Source organism: Salegentibacter sp. BLCTC (assembly GCF_015143665.1).
Taxonomy (GTDB): Bacteria; Bacteroidota; Bacteroidia; order Flavobacteriales; family Flavobacteriaceae; genus Salegentibacter; species Salegentibacter maritimus.
In genome coordinates, this window is the sequence record NZ_WYEW01000009.1 from 38,510 (window position 1) to 57,718 (window position 19,209).

Annotated in this window: 14 protein-coding genes; all 14 read right to left on the bottom strand. The window is 37.7% G+C overall.

The window, feature by feature from the left end; all coding sequences use genetic code 11:
• Nucleotides 1–20: 20 nt before the first annotated feature.
• The gene (locus tag GUB10_RS12225; protein ID WP_193711743.1) at nt 21–8,768 is read right to left on the bottom strand and encodes a choice-of-anchor Q domain-containing protein; all 8,748 of its coding nucleotides are present in this window, start codon (nt 8,766–8,768) and stop codon (nt 21–23) included.
• A 100-nt stretch (nt 8,769–8,868) separates the two neighbouring features.
• Nucleotides 8,869–9,393 (bottom strand): phage tail protein, encoded by a 525-nt coding sequence (locus GUB10_RS12230; protein WP_193711744.1) that lies wholly within the window; start codon nt 9,391–9,393, stop codon nt 8,869–8,871.
• A gap of 4 nt (nt 9,394–9,397) precedes the next feature.
• A complete protein-coding gene (locus GUB10_RS12235) occupies nt 9,398–9,769 on the bottom strand; it encodes a hypothetical protein (protein WP_193711745.1) in 372 nt (123 codons plus the stop codon).
• 570 nt (nt 9,770–10,339) lie between these two features.
• The gene (locus GUB10_RS16175; protein ID WP_193711746.1) at nt 10,340–10,993 is read right to left on the bottom strand and encodes a response regulator; all 654 of its coding nucleotides are present in this window, start codon (nt 10,991–10,993) and stop codon (nt 10,340–10,342) included.
• Nucleotides 10,981–13,113 (bottom strand): sensor histidine kinase, encoded by a 2,133-nt coding sequence (locus GUB10_RS12245; RefSeq protein WP_193711747.1) that lies wholly within the window; start codon nt 13,111–13,113, stop codon nt 10,981–10,983. The genes GUB10_RS16175 and GUB10_RS12245 overlap by 13 nt, the downstream gene beginning before the upstream one ends.
• Before the next feature lie 216 nt (nt 13,114–13,329).
• Nucleotides 13,330–14,088, bottom strand: coding sequence for an alpha/beta fold hydrolase (locus tag GUB10_RS12250; protein ID WP_193711748.1), 759 nt, complete (start codon nt 14,086–14,088; stop codon nt 13,330–13,332).
• 49 nt (nt 14,089–14,137) lie between these two features.
• Entirely contained in the window at nt 14,138–14,515 is a 378-nt protein-coding gene (locus tag GUB10_RS12255; RefSeq protein ID WP_193711749.1) for a nuclear transport factor 2 family protein, read from the bottom strand.
• A gap of 18 nt (nt 14,516–14,533) precedes the next feature.
• A complete protein-coding gene (locus GUB10_RS12260) occupies nt 14,534–14,950 on the bottom strand; it encodes a VOC family protein (RefSeq protein ID WP_193711750.1) in 417 nt (138 codons plus the stop codon).
• Between the two features lie 38 nt (nt 14,951–14,988).
• Complete coding sequence (locus tag GUB10_RS12265; protein WP_193711751.1) at nt 14,989–15,387, bottom strand: VOC family protein; 399 nt, start codon at nt 15,385–15,387, stop codon at nt 14,989–14,991.
• Nucleotides 15,388–15,458: 71 nt separating this feature from the next.
• On the bottom strand, nt 15,459–15,854 hold the full coding sequence (locus tag GUB10_RS12270; RefSeq protein WP_193711752.1) for an SRPBCC domain-containing protein: 396 nt from the start codon (nt 15,852–15,854) through the stop codon (nt 15,459–15,461).
• A gap of 9 nt (nt 15,855–15,863) precedes the next feature.
• Nucleotides 15,864–16,247: a VOC family protein gene (locus GUB10_RS12275; protein WP_193711753.1), complete on the bottom strand. Its 384-nt coding sequence runs from the start codon at nt 16,245–16,247 to the stop codon at nt 15,864–15,866.
• Nucleotides 16,248–16,571: 324 nt separating this feature from the next.
• Nucleotides 16,572–17,099 carry a DinB family protein gene (locus GUB10_RS12280; RefSeq protein ID WP_193711754.1) on the bottom strand — a complete coding sequence of 176 codons (528 nt, stop codon included), beginning with the start codon at nt 17,097–17,099 and terminating at the stop codon, nt 16,572–16,574.
• Between the two features lie 59 nt (nt 17,100–17,158).
• Entirely contained in the window at nt 17,159–17,752 is a 594-nt protein-coding gene (locus GUB10_RS12285) for a Crp/Fnr family transcriptional regulator (RefSeq protein WP_193711755.1), read from the bottom strand.
• Between the two features lie 386 nt (nt 17,753–18,138).
• A complete protein-coding gene (gene moeB / locus GUB10_RS12290) occupies nt 18,139–19,209 on the bottom strand; it encodes a HesA/MoeB/ThiF family protein (RefSeq protein ID WP_193711756.1) in 1,071 nt (356 codons plus the stop codon).

Below are 19,209 nucleotides of genomic sequence, written 5' to 3' on the forward strand. Positions count from 1 at the left end.
TTTTAATATGTGAATCTTTCTTATTTCACAATAAACTTTAAGGTTTTATTGATATTCCGGGTTTTTATACGGAGTAAATACACACCTATTTGAAGGTTATACGGTATAGATATGCGAGTAGTCTTACTATTGGCTTTCAGGTTTTTCAAGAACACACCGTTAAGATTGTGTATAGAAAGTTCCATTGTTTTTAGTTCCTCTTTGGGGAAATCTACGAACAGCTCCATAGCCCCCCCCGATCTTACCGGATTAGGTGTTAAGGTTATATTGTAGGAACTCCTTAACTGAACCTTTGCAATACAGGTCTTTAGAATTTCTCCGTCTTCGGTTTCCATCTCCACATAGTAATCGCTATCAGGATCTAATTGGTCTACCAGGTCATTTCCTGCAGAATAATACTGATTGTGGCCAATTACCGAACCGTTTTTATACCACCTGTATTTAACAAACTTATAACCTCCATTAGTTTCCGGATTATTATTCACAAGCAAGACATTATTGAATTTTTGAACAATAATATCATCAAAACTGAACCTCTTTTCAATAATTATAGTATAGGTTTTTGTAATATTCCCATCTTCAGAAGTAACTCTTACCGTCTCCCTGTAAATACCAGGAATTGGAGTTGCCATTATAAATTCATTTCCCTTATCAGTAAAGGCACCAAGGCTAGGTTCCAGTTCAATATGCACTTCATTCTTATCATTTCCACAAACCATAAGATGATAAACCTCTGCATCGGGATTAGGGTACATGATATTGTTGATAGCCACATTATTCAAACGGGCTTCACCACCAATTATCCTAAGTACTCTTACTATTGGGGTTGCTGGTTTATAGTTTTCATTTCCTTCCTGCCTGGCAGTGATAGTTATTTCTCCCCTGTTTAATATTTGTACAAAGCCCCGGGGGCCTACGGTGGCAGGTGGATTTTCGGTATTATAAGTATAGGAGTAAATTATAGGTAACCCCGAACTTGAAGTGGCCTCCAACTGGAAATTATCGTCGGTATATTGATTTCTATCGGAAATTTCATCAAAATTAATTTCCTGAGGCGCCTTTTCTATTGTAAGCTTAGCTGTCAAGGTTTGATCTTGACAACTGGTATTGGCAGAAGTTATAAAAGCTGTAACCTCATAGACTCCAGCATCTAACTGCTCGTTATTCGTATAAGACACTGTAGTACCCTCGGGCAGATTAACCACTTCTAATCCTTTTACAGCACCATCATAAACAAAAGTTTGATCTTCAAAAATAACCTGTGTTAAAGGGGAGTCATTAATAATCACATTTTGCGTCTGGGTTGAAGTATTCCCATTTTCATCTTCATAGGTCCAGGTAATCACTGTTGTTCCTGGTGAAGTGATCGGGAAAGTGGCATCATGGGTTACCATTACCGTGCCTCCACAATTATCGGTCGCGTCTGGTGTAGGCACATCACTTGCTAATACTTCACATTCCGAAGTGATATCAGCTAAAATCGTTTGATCGGCTACCGGGGCGGTTACATCTTTAATAATTACATTTTGTGTTTGCGTTGAAATGTTTCCGTTTTCATCTTCATAGGTCCAGGTAATCACTGTTGTTCCTGGTGAAGTGATTGGGAAAGTGGCATCATGGGTTACCATTACCGTGCCTCCACAATTATCAGTCGCGTCTGGTGTAGGCACATCACTTGCTAATACTTCACATTCCGAAGTGATATCTACCAAAGTTGTCTGATCGGCTACCGGCGCGGTTATATCTTCAATAATTAGATTTTGTGTTTGCATGGAAATGTTTCCATTTTCATCTTCGTAGGTCCACGTGATTACTGTAGTTCCTTGCGTGCTGATTGGGAAGGTTGCATCGTTGGTGACCTTAACCACTTCTCCACAATTGTCGGTAGCGCCTGGTGTAGGCACATCACCGGCCAGAACTTCACATTCTGCAGTGATATCTGCCAAAATTGTCTCATCGACTATCGGGGCGGTTACATCTTTAATAATCACATTTTGTGTCTGCGTTGAAGTATTGCCGTTTTCATCTTCGTAAGTCCACGTGATTACTGTAGTTCCTTGCGTGGTGATTGGGAAGGTTGCATCGTTGGTGACCTTAACCACTTCTCCACAATTGTCGGTAGCGCCTGGTGTAGGCACATCACCGGCCAGAACTTCACATTCTGCTGTGATATCTGCTAAAATCGTTTGATCGGCTACCGGGGCGGTTACATCTTCAATAATCACATTTTGCGTCTGGGTTGAAGTATTCCCGTTTTCATCTTCATAGGTCCAGGTAATTACTGTTGTTCCCTGTCTGGTGATTGGGAAGGTCGCATCATGGGTTACCATTACCGTACCTCCACAATTATCGGTGGCGCCTGGTGTAGGCACATCACTCGCTAATACTTCACATTCAGCAGTGATATCTGCTAAAATCGTTTGATCGGCTACCGGGGCGGTGACATCCTCAATGATCACATTTTGCGTCTGGGTTGAAGTATTGCCGTTTTCATCTTCATAGGTCCAGGTAATCACCGTTGTTCCCTGTCTGGTGATTGGGAAGGTTGCATCGTTGGTGACCTTAACCACTTTTCCACAATTGTCGGTAGCGCCTGGTGTAGGCACATCACCGGCCAGAACTTCACATTCTGTTGTGATATCCGCTAAAATCGTTTGATCGGCTACCGGGGCGATTACATCTTCAATAATTACATTTTGTGTTTGCGTTGAAATGTTTTCATTTTCGTCCTCATAAGTCCAGGTAATTACTGTTGTCCCTGGTGAAGTGATTGGGAAAGTGACATCGTTCGTTATCGTTACTGTTCCGCTGCAATTATCAGTAACTAGGGGTGTAGCGATATCGCTTTCCAGCACCTCACATTCAGCGGTAAAATCGTCTAATGTTGGGGTGCCTGGCACAGGAGCAAGATTATCTTTTATAGTTACGATGGCCTCGCAGGTAGCGGTGCTTCCATCTTCATCTTCTACAGATAGTATAACAGTATTTTTGCCTATATCATCACAATCAAAACTGGTTATATCTATACTGAGTGTAACATCTCCTTCAATGTCTGAAGAACCTTTATCAATATCAGCTGCGGTGATGTTTACCTCTCCATTTGCATTTAAGTTAACCGTAATATCCTGGCAAATAGCAGTTGGAGGGGCATTTTGACTTTCAAACGCTCCTATATCTATGGTGCTATTAAATAAGCGGGGGTTACCGGCTAAATCCAGATCGATATTTAAATCGCCAGGGTATAAGTTATTATCTCCCTTGTTTATGGCAGGACTGTTAGCTTTTAAGCTATAATCTTGTTGATCTACAGATTTAAATTGAGGCTCATCATTTAATGTTAGCGTAGCACTTAAATTTCCAACGATATCTCCGGTATTGTTGCCATATAGACTATTTTGAAGGATTACAGGAACAGTTTGGGTAGCAATTTCATTTCCGCTATCAGCAGTATTGCCCCAAACTATTGTATTCTTTAAATTCAGAGAGGCAAAAGCATTAAATACTCCTCCCCCCAGGTTACCTGCATCATTGCCACTAATAGTAACATTTATTAGTTCGGTTGGAGTGCTTAAAAAGTTAAATATTCCTCCACCGTTACTGCTTATAGCTGTATTTTGAACGATAAGAGTATTAATGATTGTAGTTGGACTTCCTTCATTATAAACTCCTCCTCCTGCTTGCGCGCTGTTCCCAACAATTTTTGAATTTATTAGTACTGCAAAACTTCCTGATATATTGGCAATTCCTCCACCATAATGGCCTGAGCTACTTCCTACTATTGTACGATTTCCCTCTATATTAACATTCGTGAGCACCGGTGAGCTATTAAAATTAAAGACCCCCCCTCCCCTATATTCCGTTATATTTCCGGTAATAATAAGATTGGTTAGTGTAGGTGAGCCTTCATAATTGTAAATCCCACCTCCATTTCTCTCGGGAGCATCAGTGTCTACACTTTCATCATCTGCGCTACCGGCGGTAATTGTAAAGCCATCCAAAATGGCGGTGTCATCAGCATCTGAACCGGTCACCACTGTATAGCTATTAGCTCCTGAAATATTAACGGGATCTACTACTATTTCATTACTATCTGAAGCATCATTCCCTTCAATATCACCGCTTAATACAGTAATATGTTCTTGCCAGTCACGATCGGTGAGGTTATCTTCAACTCCTTCAAATCCACCGTAAACCCTCACACCGCTAATTAGCTGAAAAGTTTCGTTCCTGTCATTATTAGTTGCACGGTCTCCAGCATCTGGGTGATAGGTACCCTTTGCCACCCAAATTTCAAGCGGGTTGGACTCACTCCAGGGAGTGCCTATCTGGTGTTCCTGGTGCGCCCATTTAAGCGCATCAGCCAACTCCGGAATGGCATTGACCCAGCTGTCACCACTTCCGTTGCCACCGCTTACATTTTTATTTACGTAGAGAGTACCTCCGTTAGGTGTAGGAGGTATGCTGGCACCCTGTAATTCATAGGCTCCTAAATCAATAATAACGGCATCCAGGCGTGAACTTCCCGCCAGATCCTTATCGTTTTGAAGGTCACCTCCGGCATCTGTGTAGACCTGGTTACCGCCCGCATTAATGGCAGAGCTTCCTGCAGCCAGGGTGTAATCACCACTTGAAAAATTAGCAAAAATCATTTCGCTTGTATAAGCCGAACCATCTAAGTTGCCAATACCCGTGCCTGTAAGGTCGTTGTCCTGAACTAAACTGTTAGTATAAATTGGTACACTTCCATAAAAAGCATCGGTATGAATTTGATTTCCAGTTCCTCCAGCAGTGTTGCCCCAAAGTATGGAATTTTGGATGTTTGTATCTCCGGTGTTATAGAGCCCGCCCCCATCACCACCAGATGAATTGCTATAGATACTTACATTGGTAAGTGTTATTTCATCGGTATTATTGATTCCGCCCCCATCTCTCCGGGCTGAATTACCATAGATACCAACATTCAGTAATTTCGGGTGACCAACCGTTAGATAAATTCCACCGCCATAAGAAGCCTTATTTTCGCTAACTTCTACATTGAACAAAGTGAAGGATGAATTATAACTGTAGATTCCGCCACCAATATTATCTGCTTCATTTTTAACAATTTGTAGATGAGATAATCTTGGCGAACTGCTTTGAGAACTGTTATTAATAAAAACCCCACCTCCTCCATTGTCTGGATAAGAGCTATCAGCATTTCCACCGGTTATCGTAAACCCGTCGAGTATGGCAGTATTATCGGCACCGGTACCATTCACAACATGATAGCTGTTACCTGTAATGGTATTGTCACCATCAATATTACCGCTTAATATGGTTTCATTGCCCTGCCAGTCACGATCGGAAAGCTTATCTTCGTTTCCTTGAAATCCGCCATAAATTTGTACACCTGTAATCAGCTGGAAGGTTGTATTTCGGTCATTATCCATCGAATTTCTTCCTTCGTCTGGATAATAGATGCCTTCGGCCACCCAAATTTGTAAAGGAGTTGTTGCCCAGGCAGGATCATTGGTTTGACTTGACCAAAATAGGGCATCTTCCAGTTGTGGAATAGCATTCTCCCAGGAATCTCCAGAGCCATTCCCACTACTTACGTTTTTATTTACATAAAGGATATTGTCCTCATCCGGTGTGGGAACTATTATAGGTTCTCCTTGGAATTCATAGACGCCCATATCCACTGTGCCGGAGTTGTAGATCCGATCGTTGCCGGCCAAATCTATAATAATACCTTCAGCAGGTTCTCCCATCCCAAAATAGCTATTAGAGCCTGCATTGATAGCCGAACTTGTATTCAACAAGGAGTAATTTCCATTTTCTTCGTTTGTAAACACCGGATTAGTGTTAAACAGGTTGTTGCCGCCGTCTGTAATTCCGTCAGGGATATCTCCGGTATTACCGGCTGTTTCATTAAAAAACAGGCTGTGTTCAGCACTTCCCATTCCAGAACCACCGTCATCATTCATATTTCCGTTTGTTCCGGAGTTATTATAAAAAATGGAGTTGATGGCTATTACATTTCCTGCCCAAATATTAATAGCTCCTCCTTTAGGGCTTTCATTATTAGCTAAAGTAGAATTTATAAATCGCACAGTTCCATTCTCAGCAGAAATAGCTCCGCCACCACTAGTAGAAGTATTGTTATAAAAAAGTGTATTAATAAAGCTTAACTCGCCCCCAAAACTTATAACTGCCCCACCTATTCCATTGGAAGCATTTCCCACTGCGTGATTATCCCTGAAGATGCTATTTAAGATAGTGTTGCTTCCATTATTGTCTATTGCAGCACCCGTTCGATCACCAGTACTTCCACCATCTGCATAACCGGACTCAAAAATAAACCCGTCGATGGTAACACCATTCGTTATTCCGGGAATTAAAACGATAATGTGGGCATCTCCTGCATCGGCTGTTCCTGACTCATTCACGTCACCGCTCAAAATGCTTGGATGACCGGATATGTCCCGCTCGGAAGGATCCTCTTCAGTACCTTCAAACCCACCAATGAGGCTCAGGTTTTCTATCAGGCGAAAGGGCGTCGTTTCAGAAGTGGGAAGGTAAGTCCCTTCAGCCACCCAAACCTGAAGATTACCATCTTCAGTACTCCAATTTCCCACTGCCCAATTTAATGCTTCCCGTAACTCGGGAATGGCGTTGCTCCAGGAGTCTCCACTTTGATTACCTGCTCCACCTTTTTTTACATAGAGAATTTTATTTTCATCTGGAGAGATTGGTTCTTCTTTTTCTCCCTGGTATTCGTAAGCGCCCATGTCCACAACATCAAGATTAAATATTCGGTTATTACCGGCCAAATCGGTGGTTAAACCAGATGGAATAGCACTGTTATCCCCTGCATTAATTGCCGGGCTGGTGGCTTCTAAAGTGAGCCCGTCATCGTTCGTGCCAAAAATATTATCCAAGCCGTTAGGGTCTGATCGATTTACAAACTGTGGATCGGCATCAATATTATTATTGTTATCTGTACCGATAGCATTATCCCAGTCTAACCCACTACCCCCAGAGTTGGCAATTAGGCTGAAGGAAATATTCGCGCTCGCCAAATTGGTATTGTAGATAGAGGCGGATGTCGTTGAACTATTCCCATCTGCTTGGTTTTGCCAAATTATCACGTTTGTTAATGTGAGATTGCTTTGGCTACTACTGTATATTGCACCGCCGTCGTGGGTAGCGTTATTTCCGGTAAAAGTTACACCTGTTAGCATGGGATCGCTTTCATTATCATTCATCATCCCACCGCCATAATTGCTTGCATTGTTGTCTGTGAAGATAGCATTTGTAAGAACAGGGGAACTATCGACGAAGTTGTACATACCTCCGCCACTTGTAGCAGTGTTACCGCTAAAGGTTGTATTTGTAAGAACAGGAGAGCTTTCATAAGAATTGTGCATCCCGCCACCACCGCCGGGAAAACTTGTGCTGTTTCCTCTAAAGATGACATCAGTTAGTGTAGGAGAACTATATCGGTTGAACATTCCACCACCACCGCCATCACCGGCGTTATTATGGGAGAAGCTTACGTTTAACAGTACGGGAAAGCTATCATAGTTGTACATGCCTCCACCTGTGTTTAAAGCACTGTTACCAGAAAAAGTAATATTTGTTAATGTGGGATCACCATTCAAGTTATACATTCCTCCTCCCTTGTCCCTATGAGCACCACCTCCATCAACGTCGGCACTACCAGCTGTAATTATAAAGCCATCTAATCTAGCGGTGTTATTAGTACCCGAACCAGTAACCACTGAATAACTATTAGCTCCTGAAATATTAGATGGATCTGTCACTATCCCACTACTATTAGTAGTATCATTCCCATCAATATCACCACTAAGTATGGTGATATTTTCTTCCAGGTTTCGATCGTTAGAATTGCTCTCGTTTCCTTCAAATCCGCCATAAATTTCTACGCCGGTTATAAGCTGAAACGTGGCGTTACGATCGTTATTGGTCTGTCTATCTCCTTCATCAGGGTAATAGACCCCTTCAGCCACCCAAATTTGCAGGGGTGCACCGGAACCGTCCCAATCGTTGGCGGCCCACAACAGAGCATCGGCTAACTCGGGTACTGCATTGGTCCAGTTTGAGCCGTTACCATTCCCACCGCTTACGTTTTTATCTACATAAAGAATGTTGTTGACATCTGGTGTATAGGGTGTTAAACCCGTAGACGGAAAGCTAACGTTAATATTGTCGAAACCATAATTATTGAGCGTAATACTAGTTTCAGGAAGAATTTTAAAACTGCTAATATCGGTTGCATTAGCGGTATTGGTAATATTCACAGTGCCATTAGCTCCTGCCCCATAGGCATTAGCAGCTGAAATAATATTGTTATCCTGGTTTACCAGGCTTATTTTATCGTTGTTATAAGCATAATAACGTATGCTGTTTAACGTAAAGTCGGTAGGGTTCCCATTTTTGGTAAAACTAATAACCCATGGGTTAGTGTCGCCTCCAGCCTGGAAATAGAAAACCTCGTTCCCCCCTCCTAAATCGGTTAAGAGGGTTCTGTCTGTATAGTTGGCATGCCGTACCTGAACGGTATAAGTGTCGGCCCCGGAAGTTACTGATTGATAGATGTATTCTCCAGGGTCATTTTCACCCGAGATAATAGCATCGTTACTATCATATAAGATAGCATCGTCCATATCAAAATTAAGGGTTTGACCATATATACCACCTGTAAGAATTATACTTAAAAAAAAGAACCATGGTCTTTTATTCCTTAAAGTCGTATCACATTCCATTCTGGCTACCGTTTTTAGATTGATTATGCTCTATTAACAAAGCAACCTGAAACCCATAATTGACTTAGCTCTCAGGATGCTGCATTTTATATTATTCTTATTAATTCCTTTGAGGATAAATTCCCTGCATACATATTATAAAATTCAAGGCTGTATAAGGGGGCCTATTTTCATGGGGCTGTCCTTCTCCGGCGTTTTCAATAACAACAGCATCTTCTGCCATAGTGGTACTTTTTGAGGCAGCATACGTACCTCCTTTGGCCCAGTAGTTTTTTGTCACCTCCTGGGTAGTCCCGCCAATACCATCAGCGTCCGATGCGTTGATAATAGTAGTATGAGAGTGCTTAGGCATTTGGTTGACTGTTAATGGAACTGTTTCTATCCCCCCCTGTTCCCCTTCCCTATAAGCAGACAGTCCTGAACCGGTTCCTGCTCCAATCGGCATTCTGCCTCTTAGATCGGGTAATTTAAAGAAGGAACGGCCATCGCCTCCATACATAGTCCCTAACAAAGAGTATAAGGACTGACATTGTGATATTGATATCTCTTGTCCATGACAAAAAGCCCATCCTCTTGGGGCGAAATTGCCGCCAAAAAACCTGATTTCTCCTATATAAGCATCCATAATTTTAGTTTTTAATTGATAATTCGGGTAATTTAATTTGAATTACAGCACCATTATTGACTTCCAGACTATAATAGCCCAATTCATCTATGGTAAGAATAATATCTCCTTTTTCCTGGTAGCGATAGTATACTTCTGTGCTATGACAACGAACCAGAACTCCGTATTTTTCTGTCGGGTAAGGAAAGCCTTCTATTTTCTTTTCTCCCAGATCGAGAAAGGCAACATCGCCGATTGTATAAATTTGAAGCAAAGCAGATTTTAAATCTTTTACTTCAGCGGTATGGTTATGGTTTATAACCCACTCTCCGCTTTCGTCGGTTTTCCGTAGAGTTCCGGAATACCGGAATTTATTCACAATTTTTAGGTTAAACATGGTATATGTATTTGATAAATATTCAGGTGGCATTTAGGAAGTGCAAATTAAATAGGCATATGCCTAAATAAAATACGTACCTGTCTACATATTTTACGTAGGGGTACGTAGAAGAGTTTTGTTAGCATTTAGCAAAAACAGAAGGCTAGTGTGAAAATCTCCTGTTATTTATTGCTTTTTATATATAATGGATGCTTGCAACATTCCCTAAGAATTAATTAGCAATAGGCTTACAAACCTACATACCGCGGGAATTTCGAAAAAAATCGCGAGAGCCTGTGCAAGTTTAACTTACTATATATCTCGCAAAATATCCTGGAGAAAGAATACCAGGTGCTTTAAACGAAGATATTTTTAATTTCGTCCCAGAAATGGAAACTTTCGATTAATTCTAAAAAACAAGAATTACCAGTAAATAACCCTCGATACACACTAGATATCCGATTTGAAATAATTCACAATTTGAAGCATACCTCGGAATATTCAAATCTTGATTATTCGATAAAGGGCTACCATATTTTAATTCTATAACTCAAATCCTTATTCCAGGCAACTTAAAGGCTTCCTGTTTCACAAACTTAAAATAAGCTCTTTATTATCTCTTACCCATGAAGAGAGGGAAGCTTCAGAGAAAGAAAGGTCTAATTTATTTATAATATTACTGCGGTGTTTTTCTACCGTTCTTATTGAGATACTAAGTTTTAGGGCAATTTTCTTTGATGAATTATCTTGTGCTATCATTCGTAGAATGGTGCGTTCTGAAGGTGTTAGGTATTTTATCTTTTTTAATTGTGGATTAACCTTCTCTTCCAAAACTTCAGAAAAAGTCTTGCTAAAATACATTTCTCCTCTAATCACGGCCTGTATACAATTTTCAAGTTCTTCAAAAGGCTCATCTTTTAGTAAATATCCGCTAATATGAAGATTTTTGGCCTGTATAATAATACTGTTCTCTTTGTGAGATGTTAAAATAATAAACTTTGTTACTTCTTGATTTTCTTTGACCTTTTGAATCACTTCTATTCCTGACAACAAAGGCATTTCTACATCTAGAATAGCAATATCGGGCTCATTTTCAATAATCATACTAAGCGCATTGGAACCATTTTTGGCCTGACCAATTACTTGATAGGCTTTGGTTTCCAACTCTTCTACAAGCCCTTTTAAAAGTAATGGATGATCATCTGCAACAAGAATAGTAGGACTTTTTTTTACTGGGCACACGGTATAATGGCTTTTATAAGCGTTCCTTTATTTTCTTTACTTTCTATCTGAATGTTTCCTCTTAGAATTTTAACTCTTTCCCTCAATGTTTTTAATCCTAAGCTTTTTGATGTTTTTAAATTGGCAGAATTAAATCCTTTCCCATTATCTTCTATGATGATAAAAATAGTGCTTTCTTTTAATTTTACAGTAATAAATACCGAAGTAGCTTCAGAATGTTTTATGATATTGGTTAATGACTCCTGAACAAACCTATATAAATTTACGTTTTGCTCTCTTTGAAGGCATTCATCTATATTCGCTATTTCTTGTGTTACAAAAAGATTTGTATCGCTATCAAGGTCATATATTAATTGATTAATCGCCGATGTAAGCCCTAACTTATCCAGCATTGGTGGGTAAAGCCCTCGCGAGATAGCCCTTACTTCTTCCAATACCTGATGGGTTAGTTCGGTAAGCTGTGCTTGTTTATTCTGTTGGGTTTTCTTTTTAATAAGGGTAAGTTGTTGCCCTACGCCGTCGTGGAGCTCACGTGCCAGCCTGGTACGTTCATCTTCCTGTTTCAACAATAACTTTTGAGAAAAGACTTTTTGTAATTTCTGTTTTCGCTTTACGAATTCCCTTGAGCGATATAGATAAAGAAGCACAAACAAGCTTACCAAACCTATGCCTCCAAAAATCAGCCCCTGCTTTTTTACCCTATTTTGAGCTGCTAATAATTCAATGTCATTTTTCTGTTTAGAAATTTGTAAGTCTTTCTTTTCAACTTCAAACTGGTTTTGAACATAGGCAAATCGTTTTCTGGCCGTACTTCTTTGAATAGAATCTTTTAGGTCAGAATAATTTATATAATGCCCGAGCGATTGTTCTGCATCACCCATTTTATGATAAGTCTGCGCTAACAAACGCTCATAATCTAAAATATTTTCAGGCTCTTCAGAATCCTTAACAGCCTCGAGGCCTTTTAATAGTATATTTTTAGCTGTATTATAATGCCCATGCGCATAGGCGTTTTGACCGACCGCCAGAGTGTAATAAGTATTCAAAAACGCATTGCCTTTTAGGTCTTGCATTAAGGCTTTTAAATAATTTAAATTTTCATCAGACTCTTCTAAGTAATCGTACCGAGCAAAGACATAGGTAGCACAAGCCCTCGTGAGTATCTCTATAACATGTTTAATATTTGAAGACATTTCGTCTTTTAGCAAAAGTGCCTGTTTTGCATGATACAATTCTTTTACACGATTGCCTTGCATTGCTCCTTCAATAGAAGCGGTAACGTGTGCCATAACAACAACATCTTTTGTCTCTATTTTGTCTTGCCATAAAAAAATAGATTCTCGAGCTTCCTCAGCTTCTTCGTACAAGCCATTATTTCCTAACAAACGACTTAATCCATTCTGAGACCATAAAAAAGATACCGTATCTTGTTGCTGTAAAAAAAGTGCCGAAGCTTTTTCAAAATAAGTCACACTTTTAATAAGGTTGTTTGTTTTAGAGCTATTTTCTCCTGCAATAAGATGTATTCTTGCATAAACAGGGCTATCCATCTCATTATGCTTTTCTAAATAGGCAATCCCCTCATCAATTATCTTTAGCGATTCATCAAATTCTTGTAAGAAAGTAGCCGCTTGTGCATACAAAATATAATATTCCCCTATATCTTTTGTGCTCTTACATTCACTTATATATGGCATAAAAGTCTTACATACTGAAAATGCTTTTTTAGACTTCAACTGAGTTAGAATAAAATAATCGGCAAGTTTATTGGTATATAATAAAGCACTGTCCCAATTTTGTTCCCGGATAGCTATCTCCCTATAATGTGCTACGAGATTCGCCGATAGACTATCTTTAATTACAGTATTATTCTTTAATATTTTATCTAATACCTGTAATTTTTTAGAATTACCCTCAACAAGCTGTAATTTTTTTTCAAGCTGAATATTGTTTATGGTATCCTGGCCAGAGATAATACCCGATACCATTAATACACAATATAAAATAAGCTTCTTTTTAAAAAGGCTTTGAATGTTATGGAATCTACTTCTTAATTTATTTTCATCCTTTTTATTCTTACTGTTAATATGAAAAGATAAACTAGAACCGGTAATTGTCATTAAAAATACTATGAATGATACAGAAACTTAAAGATAACAACAAATTGTTATAAGTAAATTAAAAAAACTGGTGGAATTACTAAACTAAACTGGATACCAGGTTGAATGATTAATATTCTTTATTCAGCAAATAAAAACCAAACAAATAATCCAACAGGATTATAATAAAACATAAAAGCCAGCGCATTAAACACACAGTGCTGTGGGTGCGTCTTATTAGTTTTTGATGTCTTCCTGAAGTAATTTAACGAATTGCTCTGGAGAAGACCATTGAGGGTTGTGGTCTGCTTCTAAACGTAAAATATTCCATCCCTTTTCTTTAGCACGTTCAGCATGAAAGACAAAATCATCATTTTTAGGTTCTTTCCCTTTGTCTACCGTAAGAATATAGGTTGTTGGAAGTTTTATCCTCAAGGGATTTTTTAGAAAGATAGTATCTGTATAAGTTTTATACGGATGGGGTACATCTTTTGGTGGTTTTTGTCTGTCTTGAACCCAAGATGGAATTAGGTATCCATTTACATTTCTAAAAAGAACTTCATTGTTTATTTTTAAAATGGATAGCATATTCTCGCCATTCTCAGGAACTACTGCATCAACATATATAAGTTTCTTTATTCTCTCTGGAATAGTATCAGCTACTCCGGTAATAATCATTCCGCCATAGCTATGACCAACCAAAATAACATCATGAAGGTCTTCATAAAGAATTGTATTTACAATATCTGTAATATGTATTTTTAATCCAATTTCAGGTGAAGATAAATGAACTCTCTCACCTTGCCCGGTAAGTGTTGGCCTATAAACTACGTTACCATTTTCAGTAAGTAATGAGTCCACTTGCTTAAAAGCCCATCCACCACCCCAAGTTCCATGAACAAGCACAAAAACTGATTTATTGTTCGTTTGGGAATATGAAGTTTGAAATGATATTGTTACTATGGCATAAATCAATAAAAACCTACAATATTTCATAATAGCATTGTTTTAAAATCACACTTTTTCAAATAATTATGTGAAGGATTTATACTTCTATACAGTAAGATGTTATAGCTTTAATTTTTTCACCTTTGGCATCTTGAAAGAAATAAAAATCTGAAAAGGCATATTTTTTTCCGTTTTCCATTATCATCCATCCATTAACTGCCCCTTCTTTTCCATGGGACAGGATTTGGTCTATCATCAATTCCGATGCTTTCAAGGATTGTAGTTCTTCTAATGCTTTCACAAAATTTGCTCTGCCCTCAATTTTCCTATCCCCAATTATGTTCCATATAATATCATCTGTAACACCCTCTTTTAAGAATATGACGTTCCCTTCGGCAAAGGCAATATTAAATTGTTTTAAAAACTCCATTTTAGGGGAGTTGCCGCAATCTGTCCTGGATATCATTTTGGTCATTATTTAAAGCTTTTAAGTTTACATATTTGCAGTGTAGAGCAAGTTAAATTTATGACCATCAAGATCTGAAAAGACACAGACGATAAATCCATTTTTATCATATAATTCTTTTTTATTCTTGTTTGAGTCGAATAAAATTCTGCCTCCTGCATTCTTTATGTCTGTTACGAATTGGTCATATTCTCCCTTGGTTTCAACAGCTAAAGAAAACAGTACTTCGTTACCACTACTTAAATCGGTACAACTTCCTTCTAAACTTGCTTCCAACTTTTCTTTTTTGAAGAAATGAATCACAAAATCTTCAGGACCAAAAAAGAAACTGACCAAGTCTTCTGAAGGCTCTCCATTTAACTGAAACCCCAACGACTTATAAAAAGATTTAGTTCGCTCAATATTTTCTACGCCAAGATTTGCCCAAATTTGATTTACTTTCATTTTTATTAAACTTTAATTTATTCCCAACCGAATGATACTTATTCCAAATTTAATTGCCACGAAAGCCCAAATTTATCTTCTACAAAAGCAAATAGCTTACTAAAACCGTAATTATCTAAGGGCATCTTAACATCACCGCTCTCCGAGAGGGTTTTATAGAGTCGATTAAGCTCTTCTTTCGTTTCGCATTCTACCCAATTAGATACTGCAGGTGTAAAGTCCCATTTATGTTGAATAAAACTGTCGCTACATATAAACTGTTTACCGTTTAACTCAAAAACACCTCTCATAAGCGTTCCCTCTTTACCTGCCCCATCATTTCCGTAACGTTGTACCTCAATCACTTTCGAATTATTGAATATATCCACGTAAAAGTTCATAGCCTGTTCTGCATTGCTTTTTTGGAATGTCAAAAAGGATGTTATCTGTTGTTTCATCTATTAATCTTTTAAATAAACCAGTGTTGTATTTATTAAATCACACTTTATACCTTCTATCATAAGCAGTTTTAGTTTTCAATATAAGTCTTCAATCGATAGAGAAACATAGCCCAATTGTAATTGCACCAACGATAAAAGTCTGTGCGCTCCCTCCAATAGTAATGTATAAGGGTTACGGTTGTGACATTATCTTTTTCCGATAGTCCAAAAGAAACTTTCGTGCCTATCCACTCTTCATCAGAAGCGATACATTCCCAAACGATTTTATTGTTCTCTATAAGTTCAATAACCTTAAACTTCGTGATGTAACCTTCATCAAAATCAAACTCATTGACAAAGCCAATTTCAGGTTTCACTTTGAGTTTCTTCGTCCAAACGTTCCCTAAACCTTCTTTAGTGGTTAGTGTTTTATAGACCTTTGCGATTGGTGCTTTTATATAATTAACATGTTCAATGCTTTCCATAACACACACTTAATTTATAGAATGGAATCCAATAGAGTTACCTTCAGTATCTTTAATTATAGAAATAAAACCATGCTCACCAATAGCCATTTTGGGTTGAATAATTTCAGCTCCATTTTCTGCCGCCCGATTTTCTAAAATTTTACAATCCTCACAACCAAAATAAACAAGGCTTCCATTGGTGGAGGGCTTTACTGATTCCATTTTCACCAAAGCGCCAGCAGCCCCATAAATTTCCATATCACTGGGAAAACATTTCATTTGGATGGATGGATTTGTTGGGTCGCTCATATCTTCCATAACTACTTGAAGTACTTTTTCGTAAAATTTTGTAGCCCTACTTATATCACTTACATAAATTTCGAACCATACCACGGGATTAATTCTTTTCATATTTTGAATATTTTAAACAGTTATTATTACAAAAGTTAAAAAAGAAAACAAAAAAGAACTTTCCATATGGCAAGTTCTCTATTCTAGGACAACATATTATTGCTTTATAATTTTAAAAAACAGTTTTATACTCGATGAACTTATAGAATTTGATACTCTTACACTCTTCTACTAATACCTTTTTGAAATAGGATATCCCTTCTATTTTTTGTGCTGAAGATTTGGGGACGACTGAATTTAAACCTATCATCGAGAAGATATCCAAAAATTGCATTACCACTTATTTAAAACCAAGAAAATAAGCCTGAATTACCTTTAAAATTTTCATTTTGATTCAACATCTTTATTACTACCCAATACCCTCATATTTTCCAGTTGAAGAATATGCCTGTGGGTATGATAAATATTGAACCATATCCATTCATACCTTGTGAATTCGCCATACTCGGGAATTGAAAAATCCGTACAGGTTAAAGACAAATCTTTGTTTTTTATCACTTCTTTTATTTGCTCAACCCTATCTTTTAAGGCCTCTATTAAATCTTTTTTGATTATTCTTTCCTGGGTTGGGAGAATAGCCTCCGGAGAATCCATTTTAATTGAAATATCCAAAAATAAGGTTTTGACTGGCCCCAATTTTTGGCCCATAGGCCGATTTGTTCTTTTCGTTTTGCCGTTCAATGTATCAACAGATGCATAAGATTTTAATAGATGTTCTCCTAATTGCCCTGGAGACCAGCCTTTATTGGGAGAAGAATTTATTTGCTCCTCAGATAAAGCAGCAAGAATTTTCAATAATCTCAACGTTATTTTATGAAATTCATTGAATGTATTTTCTTCTATCCCTGTCATTTCTATTTCTAAATAAGATACTTACAAACTTCAAAAAAAGAACTCAATAAGATCTTGTCCTATGGCAACTTCTCTGTTTGAGAAAGCACTTCTTTTCTAATCCTACTCAAAGAAGTATCGGTAACCCCTAAATAAGTAGCAATATATTTTAACGGCACTTCTTTAATGATTTGCGGTTTTTCCTTAACTAAACTTAAATACCTTTGGGAAGCACTTTGCGTATGCATAGTAACCGCTCTTTTTTTTGCCATAAAAAGTTGGTGAGACATCCAATTACGGCCCCATTCTGTGAAACCTTCTATGTTGCTGTAAAGATTCTGGAAATCGTTAAACTTAATTTTATAAACTTCACAGTCTGTTAGCGCCTGGATAGTTTCTTTTGAAGGAATGCGGAGAAACAATGAAGCGACTTCAATTAAAATATCATAAGGGCCAAAAAATCCGGTTGTAATTTCGTTGCCTTTATAATCAACAACATACGATCGGAACAATCCGCTTTTTACTAAATAGTAAGCATTATTGATTTGGTTTTCATTTAGTACAATATCATTTTTTGAAAAATCAACTTTGGTATGGGCATTAATAATGGTATTGTAGTCGTCCTTTTTAATATTGGTATGGTTGTATATTTTTTTAAAAAAGGAGTCTTCCATTATTTTAGAGTTTGTTTAAAAATAAGAAAATTATTCATGATTAGTTTTTGAGAAGAGGTGAAAATGTAGATGAAAGTCATAACCTTGTATCATTTTCAGCAAAAATGGTATAACCGAAATGTCAGGTTCATTTATGAAATCATTTTTAGTTAGTTCGTTAATTAGCTCAGCTCCACCATCACAATAAATACTTTTACGTTTAGTTATTCAGCTTAAAGTTTAATTTTTTTGTTACAAGCCCGTTAGCTTTATTTAACAAGCCAGAGACAATTTAAAGAACGTAATTTCAATATTATAGTACCTTTACAAATGAAAGATAAGCAATTCAATAAAAGTGCCTTTCATACAATTTCATTATACAGTTTTTTGTCCTATTCCTTTAAACTTTATCTTTCAGAATCAAATTTTAACTTTTGTATCCCACCTGCAAGGTTAAATATCTTCTTCCTATTAAATATCTTTTTAAGTACAGTAATTGCTTTCAAACTTCTTATACCAGAGGCACAATAAACCAGCAGATTATCTTTGGAAGTTAATTCGCTATACCTGCTTTCTAACTGTGAAAGTGGAATGTGTAGTCCTCCGATGCTAAATGCTATTCGCTCTTCAGCATTCCTTACATCCAGCAAATTGAAACATTCGGGAGACTTAAGGTACTCATCGTAGGTGACTGAGTCTGAAATAGCAGCTGCACATAAAGAATTAACTTCTTTCAATTCCGTTATTTTCGCTTCGGGATCTCTGGAGAAAGGTATTAATTGGGTTTGCATTTGAAGGGCATCAAAAAGCAGAAGTTTTCCTGATAAAACCTCGCCTATCCCTAAAATTATTTTTAACACTTCGTTCGCCTGCAGGTTTCCGATAATTCCCGGAAGTATTCCTAAAACGCCAACTTGGCTGCAGGAAGGCATTTCTTCTGCAGAACCTACTGCTGGAAACAGGCAACGGTAAGTAGGTCCATTTTTATAATTAAATACCGAAACCTGCCCATCAAATTTATAAATAGAACCGAACACCAATGGTTTATTTGTTAAAACTGCAGCATCATTTGCCAGATATTTAGTGGTGAAATTATCACTTCCTTCCACGACGATATCATACATTAAGAAAAGCTCCTGTGCATTATTTGCCGTTAGCCTCTCATTATAAACCACGATATCTATAGCAGAATTCATCTTCTGAAGCCTATTTTTGGCAGCAATCACTTTTGGTTCACCTACATTTTTTTCAACATAAAGAATCTGCCTCTGTAAATTAGAAATATCTACCACGTCATCATCTATGATCCCTATTTTCCCAACTCCGGCAGCAGCTAAATACTGTAAAACAGGGCAACCCAAACCACCTGCTCCAATTACCAGTACTTTAGCATCTTTTAATTTTGACTGCCCAGCTTCTCCTATTTCATCCAACAAGGTATGCCGATTGTACCGCTGTTTTTCTTTTCTTGTCAACAT